12 protein-coding genes are annotated in these 16695 nt (G+C 54.7%); 9 read left to right on the top strand and 3 right to left on the bottom strand.

Annotated elements, in window-relative coordinates; translation table 11 throughout:
* Positions 1-93 precede the first annotated feature (93 nt).
* From bcsE to PW844_RS19595, 6 genes are all read left to right on the top strand, one after another.
* The gene (gene bcsE / locus PW844_RS19620; RefSeq protein WP_299455455.1) at positions 94-1641 is read left to right on the top strand and encodes a cellulose biosynthesis protein BcsE; all 1548 of its coding nucleotides are present in this window, start codon (positions 94-96) and stop codon (positions 1639-1641) included.
* Positions 1641-1829 carry a cellulose biosynthesis protein BcsF gene (bcsF, locus tag PW844_RS19615; protein WP_084871687.1) on the top strand — a complete coding sequence of 63 codons (189 nt, stop codon included), beginning with the start codon at positions 1641-1643 and terminating at the stop codon, positions 1827-1829. The genes bcsE and bcsF overlap by 1 nt, the downstream gene beginning before the upstream one ends.
* Positions 1829-3466, top strand: a complete 1638-nt coding sequence (gene bcsG, locus PW844_RS19610; RefSeq protein WP_299455452.1) for a cellulose biosynthesis protein BcsG — start codon at positions 1829-1831, stop codon at positions 3464-3466. Before bcsF ends, bcsG begins: the two co-directional genes overlap by 1 nt.
* Before the next feature lie 194 nt (positions 3467-3660).
* Entirely contained in the window at positions 3661-5673 is a 2013-nt protein-coding gene (gene hmsP, locus PW844_RS19605; protein WP_299455797.1) for a biofilm formation regulator HmsP, read from the top strand.
* Positions 5674-5902: 229 nt separating this feature from the next.
* Positions 5903-7189 carry a dicarboxylate/amino acid:cation symporter gene (locus PW844_RS19600; protein WP_299455451.1) on the top strand — a complete coding sequence of 429 codons (1287 nt, stop codon included), beginning with the start codon at positions 5903-5905 and terminating at the stop codon, positions 7187-7189.
* A gap of 245 nt (positions 7190-7434) precedes the next feature.
* Positions 7435-8943, top strand: a complete 1509-nt coding sequence (locus tag PW844_RS19595) for a pitrilysin family protein (protein ID WP_299455449.1) — start codon at positions 7435-7437, stop codon at positions 8941-8943.
* 3 nt (positions 8944-8946) lie between these two features.
* Here the strand turns inward: PW844_RS19595 and PW844_RS19590 are convergent, their stop codons facing one another.
* Entirely contained in the window at positions 8947-9819 is an 873-nt protein-coding gene (locus PW844_RS19590; RefSeq protein ID WP_299455447.1) for an alpha/beta hydrolase, read from the bottom strand.
* 363 nt (positions 9820-10182) lie between these two features.
* Positions 10183-11115, bottom strand: a complete 933-nt coding sequence (locus PW844_RS19585; protein WP_299455445.1) for a sugar kinase — start codon at positions 11113-11115, stop codon at positions 10183-10185.
* 282 nt (positions 11116-11397) lie between these two features.
* Between PW844_RS19585 and pdeH the strand changes: the two genes are divergently transcribed.
* Both pdeH and PW844_RS19575 read left to right on the top strand, forming a co-directional pair.
* The gene (pdeH, locus tag PW844_RS19580) at positions 11398-12171 is read left to right on the top strand and encodes a cyclic-guanylate-specific phosphodiesterase (RefSeq protein ID WP_299455443.1); all 774 of its coding nucleotides are present in this window, start codon (positions 11398-11400) and stop codon (positions 12169-12171) included.
* A 62-nt stretch (positions 12172-12233) separates the two neighbouring features.
* Complete coding sequence (locus PW844_RS19575; protein WP_299455441.1) at positions 12234-14294, top strand: AsmA family protein; 2061 nt, start codon at positions 12234-12236, stop codon at positions 14292-14294.
* Here PW844_RS19575 and ppiC read toward each other — a convergent pair whose 3' ends face one another.
* Positions 14295-14576, bottom strand: coding sequence for a peptidylprolyl isomerase PpiC (gene ppiC / locus PW844_RS19570; RefSeq protein WP_084871696.1), 282 nt, complete (start codon positions 14574-14576; stop codon positions 14295-14297).
* A gap of 75 nt (positions 14577-14651) precedes the next feature.
* Here ppiC and rep point away from each other — a divergent pair, with 75 nt between their 5' ends.
* Complete coding sequence (gene rep, locus PW844_RS19565; protein ID WP_299455439.1) at positions 14652-16676, top strand: DNA helicase Rep; 2025 nt, start codon at positions 14652-14654, stop codon at positions 16674-16676.
* The last annotated feature ends 19 nt before the right edge of the window (positions 16677-16695 follow it).

Raw genomic sequence — 16695 nt, 5'->3', positions numbered from 1 at the left:
ATTTGAGTTAGTGCGCTTATTTTTTATTTCAACAGTTCCAATCGCTGCCGTCTATAATAAACTAGCCTGGATTGTACAGATCGCGAATCAAATATGAAAAATCTCTATGCGCTCGGCCTGCAACAGGTTCAGCAGGAATTAATTACGCTGCAAACGCCAGGGCTTTACTGGATAACCTGTCAAAGGCCAGAAGATGCGCGATCGTTGCTACGTCAGGTGGTTAGTCACCAGCAGACGGTAACCCTGATAAGCTCGGGTGAGAAACCCCGCGCCTTGCTGACCCCGGAGCCGCAAAGCGGACCGGCACGTATTCCGTTATTTTCGCTGCCGTCGAATAAATCCAGCCTGTTACAATTGGCCAATGATTTTGCGCGTGTGTTGAATAGAAAAAACGGGCTGCTGCTGTTTTTTAGTAATACCGCGCAGTGGGAAAAATTATCGTCCGAGGAGTTGACGATCTGGCTGAAACGTATGCGTCGTCTGTTAATGGAAAAACAAATGACGTTGCTGGTAATAACTTCCGGTACATCAATAATTAACCTGCGCAATCATTTGCAGCGTTATTTTCGTCAGATTGATGGTGTAGCCCATTTAGAGTATGAACAGGATAGCTGGCAATATCGAATTAACTGGTGGTATTCCGCCGATCGTTTGTTAGCTGACCGCGCTATCCGGCTCAGTTTTATCGACCAGCAGTTTATTGCTGCCAGCGAGGCAGAACAAAATATTCCGCTGAGCCTCAATGATGAGAATCAATTTCTCGCCGAGGAAAGCGTGCTGGAAGGTGCGCCACCGCTGTCCGCGCAGTGGCGATTGTTTAGCAATAATGATGGGGTGTATACCCGTGCACAGCAGGCCAATGCAGCCACGGTGATCTTCAGCCTCGCCAATAACCACGACATCAATGCGCTGGCGAAGATGGTCCATAGTTTGCGTCGTTCACGCGGTAACGCACTGAAAATTGTGGTGCGCGAGATGAATACCAGCCTGCGCTACAGCGATGAACGCCTGCTGCTGGCGTGCGGCATCAATGCCATTGTGCCGACAGCGGCAACCCTGTCGCGTTTTCTCACCACGCTGGAAGGGATTCAGGGCCAGCAATTTACACGCCATGTCCCGGCAGATCTCCCGGCGCTGATGCAGGCGTTGCAGCCGTTGCAGCAACGCGGTTATCTGCCGCTGGAGGGTTTTTGCAGCGCGGTGCAGAAACTGATGAAAAATACGCTGCTGCCGGAAAATGATAAAGGTTTGATGGTGGCGTTACGTCCGGTGCCACAGCTGAAGCCGGAACAGGTCCTGACCCTGTGCAAACCACGTCGCTTTGGCGATCTGGTGACGCAGCGTGAGGATCGTATTTACCTGTTTCTTTCTTCCTGTCGCTTTAATGATTTGGATATTGCGCTGAAATCTATTTTTTCGCTGCCCCATGACGAGTTGTTCAGCAACCGTATGGTGTGGTTTGAGGACAACCAGATTGTGTCGGAAGTCCACAAAATGCGGCAGCTGACGCCGGTGACGCAGTATGATCTGCCTGCCGTGCCGGTGGCCGTAAACCCGGATCCGTCCCCCTCTGCGCCCCATACACGCGCGGCGCAGGTTCCCCAGCCGATTAGCCTGAATATTGAGGGAGTGCCGCGCTGATGACACTAATGGACTGGGTGCAGGTCATCATCCTGCTGTTATTAATTCTGCTCTTTCTTAAATCCCTGTTGGCCCGCTGGCTGCCGCGCAGCAGCAATAGCCTGCTGATGCGCCTGCTGCCTGCTCGTGCACTCAAATCGGAAGGGGTCTGGCAACGGAATACGACGAAAACGGATACCAAACCGTAATGAGTGATAAAAAATCTTTGGCAAGCGGCTGGTGGCGTGGACTTGGCGGCTGGAATTTCTATTTTCTGCTTAAGTTTGGTCTGCTGTGGTATGGCTACCTGAACTTTCATGCGCTGAGCAACCTGGTGTTTCTCGCCTGGCTGCTGTTTCCGCTATCGTCGCTGCGCTGGCACCGGCTGCGCAACTGGGTGTCGATACCCATTGGTTTTGGCCTGTTTTGGCACGATACCTGGCTGCCGGGTCTGAGTTCGATTCTTAGCCAGGGCGATCAGGTTGCGGGGTTTTCCACCGCTTACCTGCTTGATCTGCTCGATCGCTTTATCAATTGGGAGATGATTGGCGCGGCTTTTGTGCTGCTGGTGTTGTATCTGTTTGTAGCCCAATGGATTCGCATCACGGTGCTGGTGGCGGTGGCGCTGATTTGGCTGAACGTGATCAACATTGCCGGCCCCTCTTTCAATCTGCTGCCCGGTAAAGCGGCCACGCCAGAAGTGGTGCTGAATAACCCACCCGCTGCTGGGGGTAAAACCCCGGATGCGCTCGATCAATCTGCGCCGCCGACCAGTGCCAATCTTACCGCCTGGCTCAATCGTTTCTACGACAGCGAACGTCAGCGCGTCACCCATTTCCCGGACAGCCTGCCTGCTGACTCACAACCGTTCGATATTCTGGTGATCAACATTTGTTCGCTGTCGTGGTCCGATCTGGATGTGGCTCAGCTGCGCAATCATCCGCTGTGGCACCATTTCGACATTATGCTGGATAACTACAACTCGGCTACCGGCTATAGCGGCCCGGCGGGAATTCGTTTGCTGCGTGCCAGTTGCGGACAGACCTCACACAGCAATCTGTATAAAGCCACCGATCAGCGCTGTTACCTGTTTGATAACCTGGCAAAACTCGGTTTCAAACAAGAACTGATGATGGACCATACCGGCGTGTTCGGTAACTATCTGCAAGAGCTGCGTGATTATGGCGATATGCAGGCTCCGCTGATGTCGCAAAATGGCATCGCACCGGAGCTGACCTCGTTTGACGGCTCAACGGTGTTTAATGATGGTCAGCTGATGCAGCGCTGGCTGGATCAACGCAGCAAGAGTAACGATGCGCGCAGCGCCACCTTCTATAACCTGATCCCGCTGCATGATGGCACGCGCGAACTGGGCAGCCCCCGTACCGCGCCCTGGCAACCGCGCGCCAAAGTATTGTTTGACCAGCTCGACACCTTCCTGACCAATCTGGAGAAATCCGGACGGCGCGTGATGGTGCTGGTGGTACCGGAGCACGGTGCCGCCTTGCAGGGCGATAAAATGCAGATGTCCGGTTTGCGCGATATCCCCAGCCCAGCCATTACCCATGTGCCAGTGGGGATCAGCTTTGTGGGGATGAAAGCACCGCATCAGGGCCAGCCCCTGACCATCAATACGCCCACCAGCATGCTGGCGCTTTCGGAGCTTATTTCTCGCGTAGTGGATGGCCAGGTATTTAATGCGCCGAATGTGAATATGTCAGCGCTGACTGATAATCTGCCGCAAACGCCGGTGGTATCGGAAAACGATAATGCGGTGGTGATGATGTATCAGGGCAAACCCTGGATTCGTCTTAATGGCGGCGATTGGGTGGCATACCCGCAATAAATATATAACGACAACAAGCGCGATTTATCGCGCTTGTTGTGCCGGTACGTTAATTAATCCGAATAATGTCTTTTATCCCCTCGCCAGCCGATTTTGCGACTTTCTCCCGGCGAAAAAAAACCGTGATCTGGGATATACTTGCTACGCATTTTCCTGTCTGATAACACGGCTAAGAGTTGCCAGGAGAGATTTTGTTGCGCGTCAGTCGTTCTTTAACGATTAAGCAGATGGCCACAGTCTCCACCGTGGCGTTGGTTACTATCTGTATCTTTATCGTCATCCAGTTATTTCATTTTGTGCAGCAGCGCAGGATTGACTACGCCCAGCAGATGGAGAACGTGGCGCATACCGTGCGTCAGCCGCTGTCCGAAGCGGTGTTAAAAGCCGATATTCCCCAGGCCGAACGCATTCTTAATACCCTGAAACCCGCCGGCATTCTGTCACGTGCCGATGTGGTGCTGCCCAATGCGTTTCAGACGCTGCACGCGGATTTTGAGGTGGAGAAGCCGATACCACGACTGGTGGCGCGTTTGTTTGAATTGCCAGTACAAATTACGCTGCCACTGTATTCGGTAGAACGGACTGGGCTGCCGAAGCCGATTGCCTATCTGGTATTACAGGCTGATTCATCCCGGGTATATCAGTTCATCCTCAGTACCCTGGCAACGATGATCACCACCTATCTGCTGCTGGCACTGATTTTGTCGGTATCCATCAGCTGGTGTATCAACCGGCTGGTAGTGCACCCGCTACGTAATATTTCGCGTGATTTGCAGGAGCTGCCGCCGCAGTCAATCCTGACGCATAAGTTGCCGCTGCCCAACAACCATCGCGACGACGAAATTGGTATGTTGATTCGCAGTTATAATCGCAACCAGCAAGTACTGGAGTCGATTCACGATGAAATGAGCCGACTGACGACGCACTTTGCCGTCACTGATTTGCCGAATCGCGCGCTGTTTCTGGCCCTGCTCGATCAGCACCTCAGCCATCCTCATCGTCATAACCCCTGGGGGGTGATGGTGATCCGCATCGAAACCTTGCAGGATGCGAACGGAGTGTTGAGCGATGAGCAGCGCGACATCCTGATGCTGACGCTGGTGGAGAAAATCCGCAGCACTATCGATGATCATACGCTGCTGGCACAAACCGGACCCAGCGACTTCGCGCTGCTGATGAAGCGCGCGCACAATCCCTTCCGATCGATGCGACTGGCGCGCAATCTGATGTTGCGCATCAACCAGCCGGTCAATCTGCAACAATTGCAGCTGCGGCCTAATGCCAGCATCGGTCTCGCGTTGCATGACGACACGCCCATTACCGCCAGTGAACAACTTGATCGTGCCACTTCCGCGATGATGTCGGCGCGCCATCAGGGTAAAAACCAGATCCTGTTCTTCGACCCGGCGCTGACTGAGCGGGCGCAGAAACGCTTAACCCAGGAGCATGACATTTTGCAGGGGTTACAGGATGAAGAATTTGCGCTGTATCTGCAGCCGCAAATCAATATGGCGACCGGGGAACTGGCCGGAGCGGAAGCGCTGTTGCGCATGCGTCAGCCAGATGGCAGCTGGGGGTTGTCGGAAGAGTTTATCGCCAGCGCCGAGGAGATTGGTGTGATTGCGTCCATTGGTCGCTGGGTGTTTGAAGAATCCTGTCGCATTATCGCCGCGTGGCAGAAGCAGGGCATTAATATCCCGCTCAGCGTCAATATCTCGGCGGTGCAACTGCGCGATCCCAGCGTGGTCAGTCATTTGCAGGGGTTGCTGGCGCGTCATCGTATTACGCCGGGCAACTTTGTGCTGGAAATTACCGAAACCGCGCAGATTGGCGATGCTGAACAGGCGATGGCGTTGCTGCGCATGCTGCAGCAGACCGGGGTGGCTGTGGCACTGGATGATTTCGGGATGGGCTACTCCAACCTCAACTATCTGCACCAGTTTAAGGCTTTGCCGGTCAATAAGTTAAAGATGGATCGCAGCTTTGTCGCCGTCCTGCCGGATGATGACACCATGGTGCGTATCGTGGCCGCCATCGCGGACATTATCCATCTGGATGTTATTGCCGAAGGGGTGGAAACCGCCGAACAACGTGACTGGCTGCTGGCACGTGGTATCACCATTGGTCAGGGCTATCTCTATGCCGAGGCACTGCCACTCAATGTCTTCAATCAACGCTGGCTTGACAAGCTATCACCCACCGAATAATCACCTGATTTATTGATTTTCCTTGCGAAATTGCACAATACTCGCTTGCTGAAGCGTTTCAGTTCATAGTTAGAGTTTTGTAACTTTTGTAAGGAATGTAACCCTATATTAATCCTGTTAACCGGATGTTATTTTCCCTGAGGTCGGCAGGGTCTTCCCGGATCCCGCAACGACCTCATCAAATTATTAAATAAATGACGGTGAAATCCGTCTTCACTGGACACCTGTTATGAAAACCTCGCTGTTTAAAAGCCTCTATTTTCAGGTGCTGGTTGCCATTGGCATCGGCGTTCTGTTAGGCCATTTTTATCCTGAGTTAGGCGCGCAGATGAAGCCGCTCGGAGATGGCTTTGTTAAGTTGATCAAGATGATCATCGCCCCCGTGATTTTCTGTACGGTGGTGACCGGTATTGCCGGCATGGAGAGCATGAAAGCAGTTGGGCGGACTGGCGCGGTTGCGCTGCTCTATTTTGAAATTGTCAGTACCATCGCACTGATTATCGGCCTGATTGTGGTCAACGTGATTCAGCCGGGCGCGGGAATGAACATTGACCCTGCCACGCTGGACGCTAAAGCGGTTGCCGTTTATGCCCAGCAGGCGGAACAGCAGGGTGTGGTTGCCTTCCTGCTGGATGTGATCCCGAACAGCGTGATCGGTGCCTTTGCCAGCGGCAACATCCTGCAGGTGCTGTTGTTCGCGATTTTATTCGGTTTTGCCCTGCATCGCCTCGGTGATAAAGGCACGCTGATTTTTAACGTGATCGAAAGCTTCTCTAAAACCATCTTCGGCATCATCAATATGATTATGCGTCTGGCTCCGATTGGTGCTTTTGGTGCCATGGCGTTCACCATCGGTAAATACGGTGTCGGCTCACTGGTGCAGCTCGGCCAGCTGATTATTTGCTTCTATATCACCTGTATTTTGTTCGTGGTGGTGGTGCTGGGGCTGATTGCCCGCGTTGCCGGTTTCAACATCTTTAAATTCGTGGCTTACATCAAAGAAGAGTTGCTGATCGTGCTGGGCACCTCCTCTTCAGAATCCGCGCTGCCGCGTATGCTGGATAAGATGGAGCGCCTCGGTTGTAAGAAGTCGGTGGTGGGGCTGGTGATCCCAACGGGTTACTCGTTTAACCTCGATGGCACCTCGATTTATCTGACGATGGCCGCAGTGTTTATCGCCCAGGCGACCAACGCGCATATGGACGTCTTTCATCAGATCACCCTGCTGGTGGTGCTGCTACTGTCATCGAAAGGGGCAGCGGGTGTGACCGGTAGTGGCTTTATCGTGCTGGCCGCCACCTTGTCGGCGGTGGGACATCTGCCGGTGGCTGGTCTGGCGTTGATTCTTGGCATTGACCGTTTTATGTCCGAAGCGCGTGCATTAACTAACCTCGTCGGTAATGGTGTGGCGACGGTGGTGGTGGCGAAGTGGGTCGGTCAGCTGGATGAGCAGCAATTGCAGGAGACGCTTTCTTCAGCGAAAAAGGTAAAAAACGCACCAGAATCTTCACTGTAAAGCAGCAATTGCGTTAATTTGCCGGGAAATGCCCGCTGTGACTTGCCCTCACAGCGGGCATTTGCATAATAAACCCCATTGATTTTTTTCCCGGTTTTTCACCTCGTTGCGCGACTTCCTGGCCATCTTGTGGTCAAAGAGTCAGTTGAAGAATAAACGTGGCGGCAAATTGCCGCACCGGTCGCTGTTAAGTGCGACCGAACGTGCCGTGATAACGAGTGTTGATCTGTTTGATAGGGGTTCACATGCAGGGCACCAGAATTCGGCTTTTGGTTGGCGGATGGCTGCTGGCGGCATCCGGTTTCAGCGTACACGCCGAAACGCTCCAGCCTGATCCCGCCTGGCAGGAAGGCAAACTGGACAATGGTTTTAGCTGGCAGCTGCTGACTACGCCGCAGCGCCCCAGTGACCGTATTGAGCTACGCCTGATCGTTAATACCGGTTCGCTGGTGGAGAGTGCACAGCAAACCGGTTTCAGCCATTTGTTACCACGTCTGGCGTTGGTACATAACACCGCGCTCGACACCAATCAGCAACGCGCGCTGTGGCAGCAGGCGATGGATCCCCATCGTCCATTGCCACCGGCGATTTCGTCGTATGATTTCACCCAATATAATCTGAGCCTGCCCAATAACCGGCCGGAACTGCTGAAAGAAGCGCTAAGCTGGCTGTCGGCAACCGCAGGCAAAATGACGCTGAATGAACAAGTGGTGGCAAGCGCTCTGAGCGCGTCCGATCCCATCGCCACCTGGCCACCCAATACCCAGGATGTCTGGTGGCGCTATCGTCTGAAAGGCTCCGCGCTGTTGGCGCACGACCCCGGCCAGCAGCCGCGTGCGCCGGTGGATATTGCGCAGCTGAAAACGTTTTATCAACAGTGGTACACGCCCGATGCTATGACGCTGTACGTGGTCGGTAATGTCGATAGCCGCGGCCTGGCGGAGCAGATTAATAAAGCGTTCTCGTCCCTGCAGGGCAAACGGCTGTCACCGGCGGCGATGCCGACGCTGTCGCCGTTGCCGCATCAGCCGGTGAACCTGGTGAACGGTGGGATGAGTCAGGATCGCTTATCGCTGGTGTGGGACACCGCGTGGCAGCCAATTCGGGATTCGCAAAACCTGGAACATTACTGGCAGAGCGACCTGGCGCGTGAGGCGTTGTTCTGGCATGTGCAGCGTGCGCTGGGCGATAGCAAAGCGCAAAGCGTGCAGGTCGGCTTTGATTGCCGTGTGCTGTATCAGCGTGCACAGTGCGCCATCAACATGGATAGCCCTAACGCCTCGCTGCAACAGAATATGAATCTGGTGGCGAAAGAGCTGGCGGCGGTACGTGATAAAGGCTTACCGCAGGATGAGTTTGATGCGCTGATGGCGCAGAAACTGCTGGAGCTAAACAAGCTGTTCGCTACCTATGCACGCACCGACACGGATATTCTGATGGGACAGCGTCTGCGCTCGCAGCAAAATGCGGTGGTAGATATCGCGCCAGAGCAGTATCAGAAGCTGCGCCAGGCATTTCTCGGCGGTTTAACCCGTGACCAGCTCAATCAGGAATTGCGTCAGCAACTGTCGCAGGAGCTGACCATGGTGCTGATTCAGCCGGAAGGTGAAGCGGAGACCAATGTGAAGATGTTGCAGGAAGGCTGGGATAAAGTGATGGCCCCGCCAGCGACCCCTGTGACGCCAGCCACGCCGGATGATGGCAAAAACGACGGCAATGCCAGCGGTAGCGAGCTGGCTCCGCCGTCGTCTTAAGCGTCAGGTTTTGGCCCGCAGCCACTCGGTCACCAGCATCGGCCAGCTGGCTAACGGCAAATCGGCGACGCCACGGATGCCAAATCCGTGGCCGCCTTTCTGATAGAAATGAATTTCTGCCGGAACCTGGTTTTCGCGCAGCGCGCTAAAGAACACCATGCTGTTATTGACCGATACTGTCTCATCGTCCGCCGCGTGGATCAGTAACGTCGGTGGCGTCTGGTTATGCACCCGGGTTTCCAGCGAATAAGCCTCAATGGTTTTCTGATCCGGCCAGGCGCCCAGCAGGCGGGTGCGCGAACTTTCGTGTGCCAGACCATCACGCATGCTGATCACTGGGTAAATCAGCACCATCGCGTCGGGCCGAGGGGAAAAGCTATCCGCCTGATCCTGCACTGGATAGATTTTCTCGGCGAACCGCGTGCCGAGGCTGGCGGCGACATGTCCGCCTGCGGAGAAGCCCATCATCACAATATATTTGCCGTTCATCCCACGCTGCGCGCGTTCGCGCAATACTCGTACCGCCCGTTGCGCATCTGCCAGTGGGGCGTCCGGGCCTTCATGATGGCCGTCATAGGGTAAACGGTAGGTCATCACCGCCAGCGTATATCCCATCGAGGTGAAGAAGGTTGCCAGTGCGCTGCCTTCCCGATCGATGAGTACCCGCTGATAACCACCACCCGGGGCGACCAGCAGCGTGATGCCGTTGGAGTCCTGTGGATGCCAGATCGCCATTTCCGGGCAGCGTACACCCGTGGCGGCGCGATCGTAGGGTTCATATTCTTTGGCGAGATCGACAATTTGCGGCTGTGCGCGTGAGTCGCTGGCACCCGGGGCATCACCGTGCGGCCAGATATTAATAATTTCTGTGTGCATAAATCAGTCCTGAGCGAGTTATGTTGTCTTTCTTGTTGTCGCGGCCGGATCAACAGCCTCCTGCTGTTGATTAAAACATGGTCTTTTTTGCGGCGATCGTCCAGCCGAAAACCGGCGATTAGCAGAGATTCGGACAATACCTGGCGCACATTTTTGTTGCCATAACTCATTGAATTTAAAATTATATCTTAAGTGTGGCTAAAGTGCTGTTACCCGTTCTGGAGGGGTTTTGGATTGCATCAGGTAATAAGCAAAATTTACCGTGATAAATGTGGATTTAAGGGAAATTTTCAGGCCGGTGTTGTTAGCCGGAATGATGATTGGCTGGCGAAAAAACGCCCTGACTGGCAGGGCGTGGTCCTGTTACTGCGGCATGGCACTCAGTGGGATAATTGCGCCACGATGCTGAATCACCGTGCTGGCGGTAAGGTGACCGCGTGCAGCAGCGGCATCTGGATCGGCACCCTGCAGGCGCAGCGCCAGATACCCTGCGCTGAATGAATCCCCGGCGGCAGTGGTATCGATCACTTTTTCTTTCGCCAGTTTAATGGCGGGCACATCGACCAGCGGCGCATCACCCACCGCCACCAGGCAGGATTCCGCTCCGCGTTTGATGATAATTTCCGCGACACCCGCCGTACGTGTGCGGGCAATCACTGTTTCCAGCGGCTGCTCGCCCCACAGCAGATGCTCATCATCCAGTGTCAGGAAGGCGATATCGGTGTTTTGCAGCATGGCGGCATAGGCCTGCTGCGCGTTGGCCTTATCTGCCCACAGGCGCGGACGATAGTTATTATCGAAAATGACTTTGCCGCCGTTGCGGCGACAGGCACTAAGCAGTGCCATTAACTTCTCGCGGCTGGCAGCGGGTAAAATCGCCAGACTGATGCCGCTCAGATAGAGATAATCGTAATGTGCCAGCTGCTGGCAAATCGCTTCAGATTGCGGGCTATCGAGCCAGTAGCGTGCGGCGGCATCGCTGCGCCAGTACCAGAAGGTACGCTCGCCGTGTTCATCGGTTTCGATGAAGTACAGGCCGGGCATTTTATTGTCGAGCCGCTGGATTAAATCGGTCTGCACCTGTTCCTGTTGCCAGGCGGCAATCATCTGGTCACTGAAGCTGTCGGTGCCGAGTGCGGTAACGTAATCCACGCGCAGCTGCTCTGAGGCAGACTGGCGCGCCAGATATACCGCGGTGTTCAGCGTATCGCCGCCAAAACCGCGTTTGATGTTCTCACCTTTTTCGGACAGCTCAATCATGCATTCGCCAATGATGGCGATTTTCTTCTGCGTCATGGTCTTCGGCCTGTAGTGAATTCTGCCTCTAGTCTCGCGTCTGGTATGGCAGTCGTCAATGTTTTTCAAAACGGTGTTTTAATTCCACTTAAGGCAGAAAAGTGGTGCTTCAGCGGTGATTTAGCGGTCAAACCGTGGTTTGTTTTACCGATTAAGCGCGACATGCGCTGTTACACTCAAGAGCTCGTGTGGCTGCTCGGTTGATAAAGTTATCCAGGTGATAGCCGATAATTGCCGCTGAGATGCTATTTGCAGGCACTCACCACCTACCAGGAAAAAACCATGGTGATGAAGAAATTAAGTCATCGGCTGCCTTCTTCAATTGAACTGGAGCAACAACAGGAAACGCGTCTCTTCTGGCAGCAGTGCCAACGATTCTATACTTTCCAGCCGATCTACCAGGTCTCAGGCCGCTTGCTGGCTATTGAATTACTGACTGCGGTGACGCACCCATCCGCACCAGAAAAAAGGCTTTCGCCGGAAATTTATTTTGACGCGCTGGATATTGCGCAGCGTCTCGATGTGGTACAGGAACAGCTTGAGCTGCTGATGCAGTGGTCGGTGCTGTTTTGTCAACGTCAGCTGGTGGCATCGGTCAATATTGATGGCCCGACGCTGCTGGCGATTCAGCAACATCCGCAGATTCGCAGCCTGATTGCCCAACTGCCATGGGTACGTTTTGAACTCACCGAACACCATGTGTTGCCACAGGAAGAGATGATCGCGCAGATGCCAGAACTTGGCCCGCTGTGGCTGGATGATTTCGGCTCCGGCATGGCGAACTTTTCAGCACTGACTGAACTGCGTTACGACTATATCAAGCTATCGCGTGAGCTGTTTATTCTGCTGCGTTCCACCGAAGAAGGGCGCACGCTGTTTTCCATGTTGCTGGCGCTGATCAATCGTTATTGCAACGGCGTCATCGTCGAGGGTGTGGAAACCGAGGAAGAGTGGCAGCAGGTGCGCAGCTCTCCAGCGCTGGCAGCACAAGGTTATTTCTTCTCCCGCCCGGTTCCGTTTAGCGAACTGGAAAACATGGCCTTAGCGCTTCCCTGATGCCGTTCTTTAACGTCTCGACTATCTTTAAATGAGACGTGGAAGGGCAAGGAGGAAGCAGCATGTCTCGAACAGGAAAAGTCCTGAGCTGGGTTATCGGGATTTTTTTGTTGCTGGTTGTGGTGGTCGTGGTTGTGATTGCAACCTTTGACTGGAACCGCCTGAAGCCAACCATCAACCAGAAAGTCTCGGCAGAACTGAATCGACCTTTCGCCATTCGCGGCGATTTAGGTGTCAGCTGGGTGCGCAATCGCGCAGAACCAGGCTGGCGCAGCTGGGTGCCATGGCCGCAGGTCCATGCCGATGACATTATGCTGGGCAATCCCCCGGCGATTGCGGATGTCACCATGGTGCATTTACAGCGGGCCGAAGCGACCTTAGCGCCGCTGGCGTTGCTGCATAAGCAGGTTTATCTGCCGTGGATCAAGCTGCAACAACCCGATGCCCGCCTGGTACAAACCGCCGACAAACAAAACAACTGGACTTTCAACCTCGCCAGCAGCCAAACCAGCGATGCCAGTGCTGCGCCTTCAGCGTGGTCGTTCCGCCTCGATAATATTCTGTTTGATCAGGGGCAGATCCGCTATCTCGATGCCATTAACAAAGCCGATGTCAGCGTCACCATCAATCCGCTGGGCAAACCGGTGCCTTACGCGCAGGTGGCGGGCGGCAATGATAAGCAGCAGGGCGCGGGTGACTTTGTGTTTGGCTGGAAAGCCAGCGGCACTTACAACAATCAACGCCTCGATGGTGAAGGCAAAATCGGTGGCATGTTGTCGCTGCGCAGCCAGACCACGCCTTTCCCGTTGCAGGTTGATGTGCGTAATGGCACCACGCGGGTGCGCGTTGATGGCACTTTGCAGGACCCGCTCAATCTCGGCGGGCTGGATGTGCGCCTGCGCTTCGCGGGCGACACGCTGGCGAATTTGTATGGTTTAACCGGCGTGTTGTTGCCGGATACGCCGCCGTATGAAACCGATGGGCACCTGATCGCGCGCTTCAACGAGGACAAAGGGCCATCATTCCGCTATGAAAACTTTAACGGCCATATCGGTGACAGCGATATTCATGGATCGCTGGTTTATCGCCAGCAAAAACCGCGTCCGATGCTGACCGGCGAACTGTCCTCAAATCAGCTGCGCATGGCTGACCTGGGGCCGCTGATTGGCGTCGACTCCGGTAAGGGCAGCGAGAAAACGCAACAGGCGAAAGCGCAGCGTGGCGAAGCCTCTACGCAACCCGCCGATCGCGTGCTGCCGCACGATAAGTTTGCGACCAAAAGCTGGAACGCGATGGATGCCGATGTGAAATTCAGCGGCAAACGTATCGAACACAGCAATTCGCTGCCGTTAAGCGATCTTTATACCCATTTACAGCTGAATAACGGCGATTTACGTCTCGATCCGCTGCGTTTTGGTATGGCGGGAGGGACGCTCAACGCCACCATCCATCTGGAGGGTGATCGCACGCCGATGCGCGGTCGTGCGGATTTGCATGTACGCAAACTGATGCTGCGTCAGCTATTTCCTGGCGTGCAGGCGATGCAGAAAAGCCTGGGTCAGCTAAATGGTGACGCGACGCTGAGCGGCACCGGTAATTCGGTGGCGGATTTGCTGGCAACCAGCAACGGTGAGCTGAAGCTGCTGATGAACGACGGGCTGATCAGCCGTAGCCTGATGGAGATCGCCGGGCTGAATGTCGGCAACTATGTGGTTGGTAAGATTTTTGGCGATGATGAGGTGCGTATCAACTGCGCCGCCACTAATCTCAACATCCGCAATGGGCTGGCGACGCCACAGCTGTTTGTGTTTGATACTGAGAACGCGGTGATTAATGTGTCGGGCAGCGCCAACTTCGCCAATGAACGTCTTGATTTAACCATCGACCCCGAAAGTAAAGGCGTGCGCATCATTACGCTGCGTTCACCGCTTTACGTGCGCGGCACCTTTAAAAGCCCCGACGCCGGGGTGAAAGCCGGGCCGTTGATTGCCCGTGGTGCCGCTGCCGTGGCGCTGGGTACCGTGCTGGCACCGGCTGCGGCACTGCTGGCACTGGTTTCGCCGAGCGACACTGATAGTAATCAATGCAGCAAGGTGTTGCAGCAGATGAAGCAGAAGAAATGATCAGTTACGCCACAGTACCTTGATGATGTGGTAACCAAAGGCGGTTTTCACCGGTCCGTAAGGTTGCAGTAACGGGCAGCTGAACACCGCCTTATCAAAGGCTGGCACCATCTGGCCTTTGCGGAACTCGCCCAAATCGCCGCCGTTACGCCCGGAGGGGCAGGTGGAGTGTTTTTTTGCCAGCTGCTGGAAATTCGCGCCTTTTTCCAGCTGGGCCAGCAGCGCTTTTGCCTGTGCTTCATCCTTCACCAGGATGTGTAAAGCCGCCGCAGTTTTCGCCATGATTCGGTCTCAGTTGTGTATAATCGTCGCGCATTATACCCGCCTCCTTCTGATTTAACTGAGTGAAATTCCGCTATGCGTTTAAACCCCGGCCAACAACGTGCTGTCGAATTTGTCACCGGTCCCTGCCTGGTGCTGGCCGGTGCTGGCTCGGGTAAAACCCGTGTAATCACCAATAAAATTGCCCATCTGATCCGCGAGTGCGGCTACCAGGCGCGTCACATCGCCGCCGTGACCTTTACCAACAAGGCCTCGCGCGAGATGAAGGAACGTGTGGCACAGACGCTGGGGCGCAAAGAGGCGCGCGGCCTGATGATCTCCACCTTCCATACCCTGGGGCTGGAAATCATTAAGCGCGAATATGCCGCGCTGGGCATGAAATCCACCTTTTCGTTGTTTGACGATCAGGATCAGCTGGCGCTGCTGAAAGACCTGACCAAACAATGGCTGGAAGAAGACAAGACGCTGTTGCAGCAACTGATTTCCACCATTTCCAACTGGAAAAATGACCTGGTGGATCCACAGGGCGCGGTGGGGCTGGCGAAGTCACAACGTGACCAGATTTTTGCCCACTGCTACCAGCTGTACGATCAACACCTGAAAGCCTGTAACGTGCTGGATTTTGACGATTTAATCCTGCTGCCGACGCTGCTGCTGAAACGTAATCAGGAAGTCCGCGAGCGCTGGCAGCAGCGCATTCGTTACCTGCTGGTGGATGAATATCAGGACACCAACACCAGCCAGTACGAATTGGTCAAACTGCTGGTGGGCGCACGGGCGCGTTTTACCGTGGTGGGCGATGATGATCAGTCGATCTATTCCTGGCGTGGTGCGCGTCCGCAAAACCTGGTGCTGCTGAAAGAAGATTTTCCGGCACTGGAGGTGGTGAAGCTGGAGCAGAATTACCGTTCCTCACAGCGCATCCTCAAAGCCGCCAATATCCTGATTGCCAACAATCCACATGTGTTTGAGAAGCGCCTGTTCTCCGAGCTGGGTGTCGGTAGCGAGCTGAAAGTGTTGATGGCCAATCATGAAGATCATGAGGCGGAGCGCGTCGCAGGAGAGTTGATTGCGCATCACTTTATCAATAAGACGCAATACAAGGATTACGCCATTCTCTACCGCGGCAACCATCAGTCGCGGGTTTTCGAGAAGCAGCTGATGCAGAACCGTATTCCCTATCGAATTTCGGGCGGCACCTCGTTCTTCTCGCGACCGGAGATTAAAGATCTGCTGGCCTACCTGCGTGTACTGACCAACCCCGAAGATGACAGTGCCTTTCAGCGAATTGTGAATACGCCGCGCCGCGAGATCGGACCGGCTACCCTGCAAAAACTCGGCGAGTGGGCCACGCTGCGTAATAAGAGTATGTTCAATGCCAGCTTCGATATGGGGTTGGGGCAAACCCTGAGCGGGCGCGGTCTGGAGCATCTGCAACGTTTTACCGGCTGGCTGAATGAGGTGATTCAACTAACGGAGCGCGAGCCGGTGAATGCGGTTCGTGACCTGATTCGCGGCATCGACTACGAAAGCTGGCTGTTTGAAACCTCACCCAGCCCGAAGGCGGCTGAAATGCGCATGAAAAACGTCAATATGCTGTTCCAGTGGATGACGGAAATGCTGGAAGGAAGCGAGCTGGATGAGCCAATGACGCTGGCGCAGGTGGTCACACGCTTTACCCTGCGCGACATGATGGAACGTGGGGAGAGCGACGAGGATGTCGATCAGGTACAGCTGATGACGCTGCATGCCTCGAAAGGGCTGGAGTTCCCTTATGTCTATCTGGTGGGGATGGAGGAAGGTTTGTTGCCGCACCAGAGCAGCATCGATGAAAACAATATCGAGGAGGAGCGTCGTCTGGCGTACGTGGGGATTACCCGTGCGCAGAAGGAGCTGACCTTCACGTTGTGCCGCGAGCGACGTCAGTATGGCGAGCTGGTACGCCCGGAGCCGAGCCGTTTTCTGCTGGAATTGCCGCAGGATGATGTGGTGTGGGAACGCGAGAAAAAAGTGGTCAGCGCCGAGGAACGGATGAAAACCGGGCAGACGCGTGTCGCCGGGTTACGGGCGATGCTGGAGAACGCGAAGAAGGGGTCATAATGCCGCGACGCGATAAATC

The organism is Pantoea sp. (genome assembly GCF_028283705.1).
In the GTDB taxonomy this organism is placed as follows: domain Bacteria; phylum Pseudomonadota; class Gammaproteobacteria; order Enterobacterales; family Enterobacteriaceae; genus Pantoea.
This window is presented reverse-complemented; position numbering and strand designations above follow the sequence as displayed.

Excerpts from the sequence above, each read along its gene's own strand:
- PW844_RS19585 (WP_299455445.1), bottom strand. The coding sequence starts at position 11,115 with ATGACGCAGAAGAAAATCGCCATCATTGGCGAATGCATGATTGAGCTG.
- bcsG (WP_299455452.1), top strand. The coding sequence starts at position 1,829 with ATGAGTGATAAAAAATCTTTGGCAAGCGGCTGGTGGCGTGGACTTGGC.
- rep (WP_299455439.1), top strand. The coding sequence starts at position 14,652 with ATGCGTTTAAACCCCGGCCAACAACGTGCTGTCGAATTTGTCACCGGT.
- PW844_RS19600 (WP_299455451.1), top strand. The coding sequence starts at position 5,903 with ATGAAAACCTCGCTGTTTAAAAGCCTCTATTTTCAGGTGCTGGTTGCC.
- bcsE (WP_299455455.1), top strand. The coding sequence starts at position 94 with ATGAAAAATCTCTATGCGCTCGGCCTGCAACAGGTTCAGCAGGAATTA.
- PW844_RS19590 (WP_299455447.1), bottom strand. The coding sequence starts at position 9,819 with ATGCACACAGAAATTATTAATATCTGGCCGCACGGTGATGCCCCGGGT.
- bcsF (WP_084871687.1), top strand. The coding sequence starts at position 1,641 with ATGACACTAATGGACTGGGTGCAGGTCATCATCCTGCTGTTATTAATT.
- ppiC (WP_084871696.1), bottom strand. The coding sequence starts at position 14,576 with ATGGCGAAAACTGCGGCGGCTTTACACATCCTGGTGAAGGATGAAGCA.
- PW844_RS19595 (WP_299455449.1), top strand. The coding sequence starts at position 7,435 with ATGCAGGGCACCAGAATTCGGCTTTTGGTTGGCGGATGGCTGCTGGCG.
- pdeH (WP_299455443.1), top strand. The coding sequence starts at position 11,398 with ATGGTGATGAAGAAATTAAGTCATCGGCTGCCTTCTTCAATTGAACTG.
- PW844_RS19575 (WP_299455441.1), top strand. The coding sequence starts at position 12,234 with ATGTCTCGAACAGGAAAAGTCCTGAGCTGGGTTATCGGGATTTTTTTG.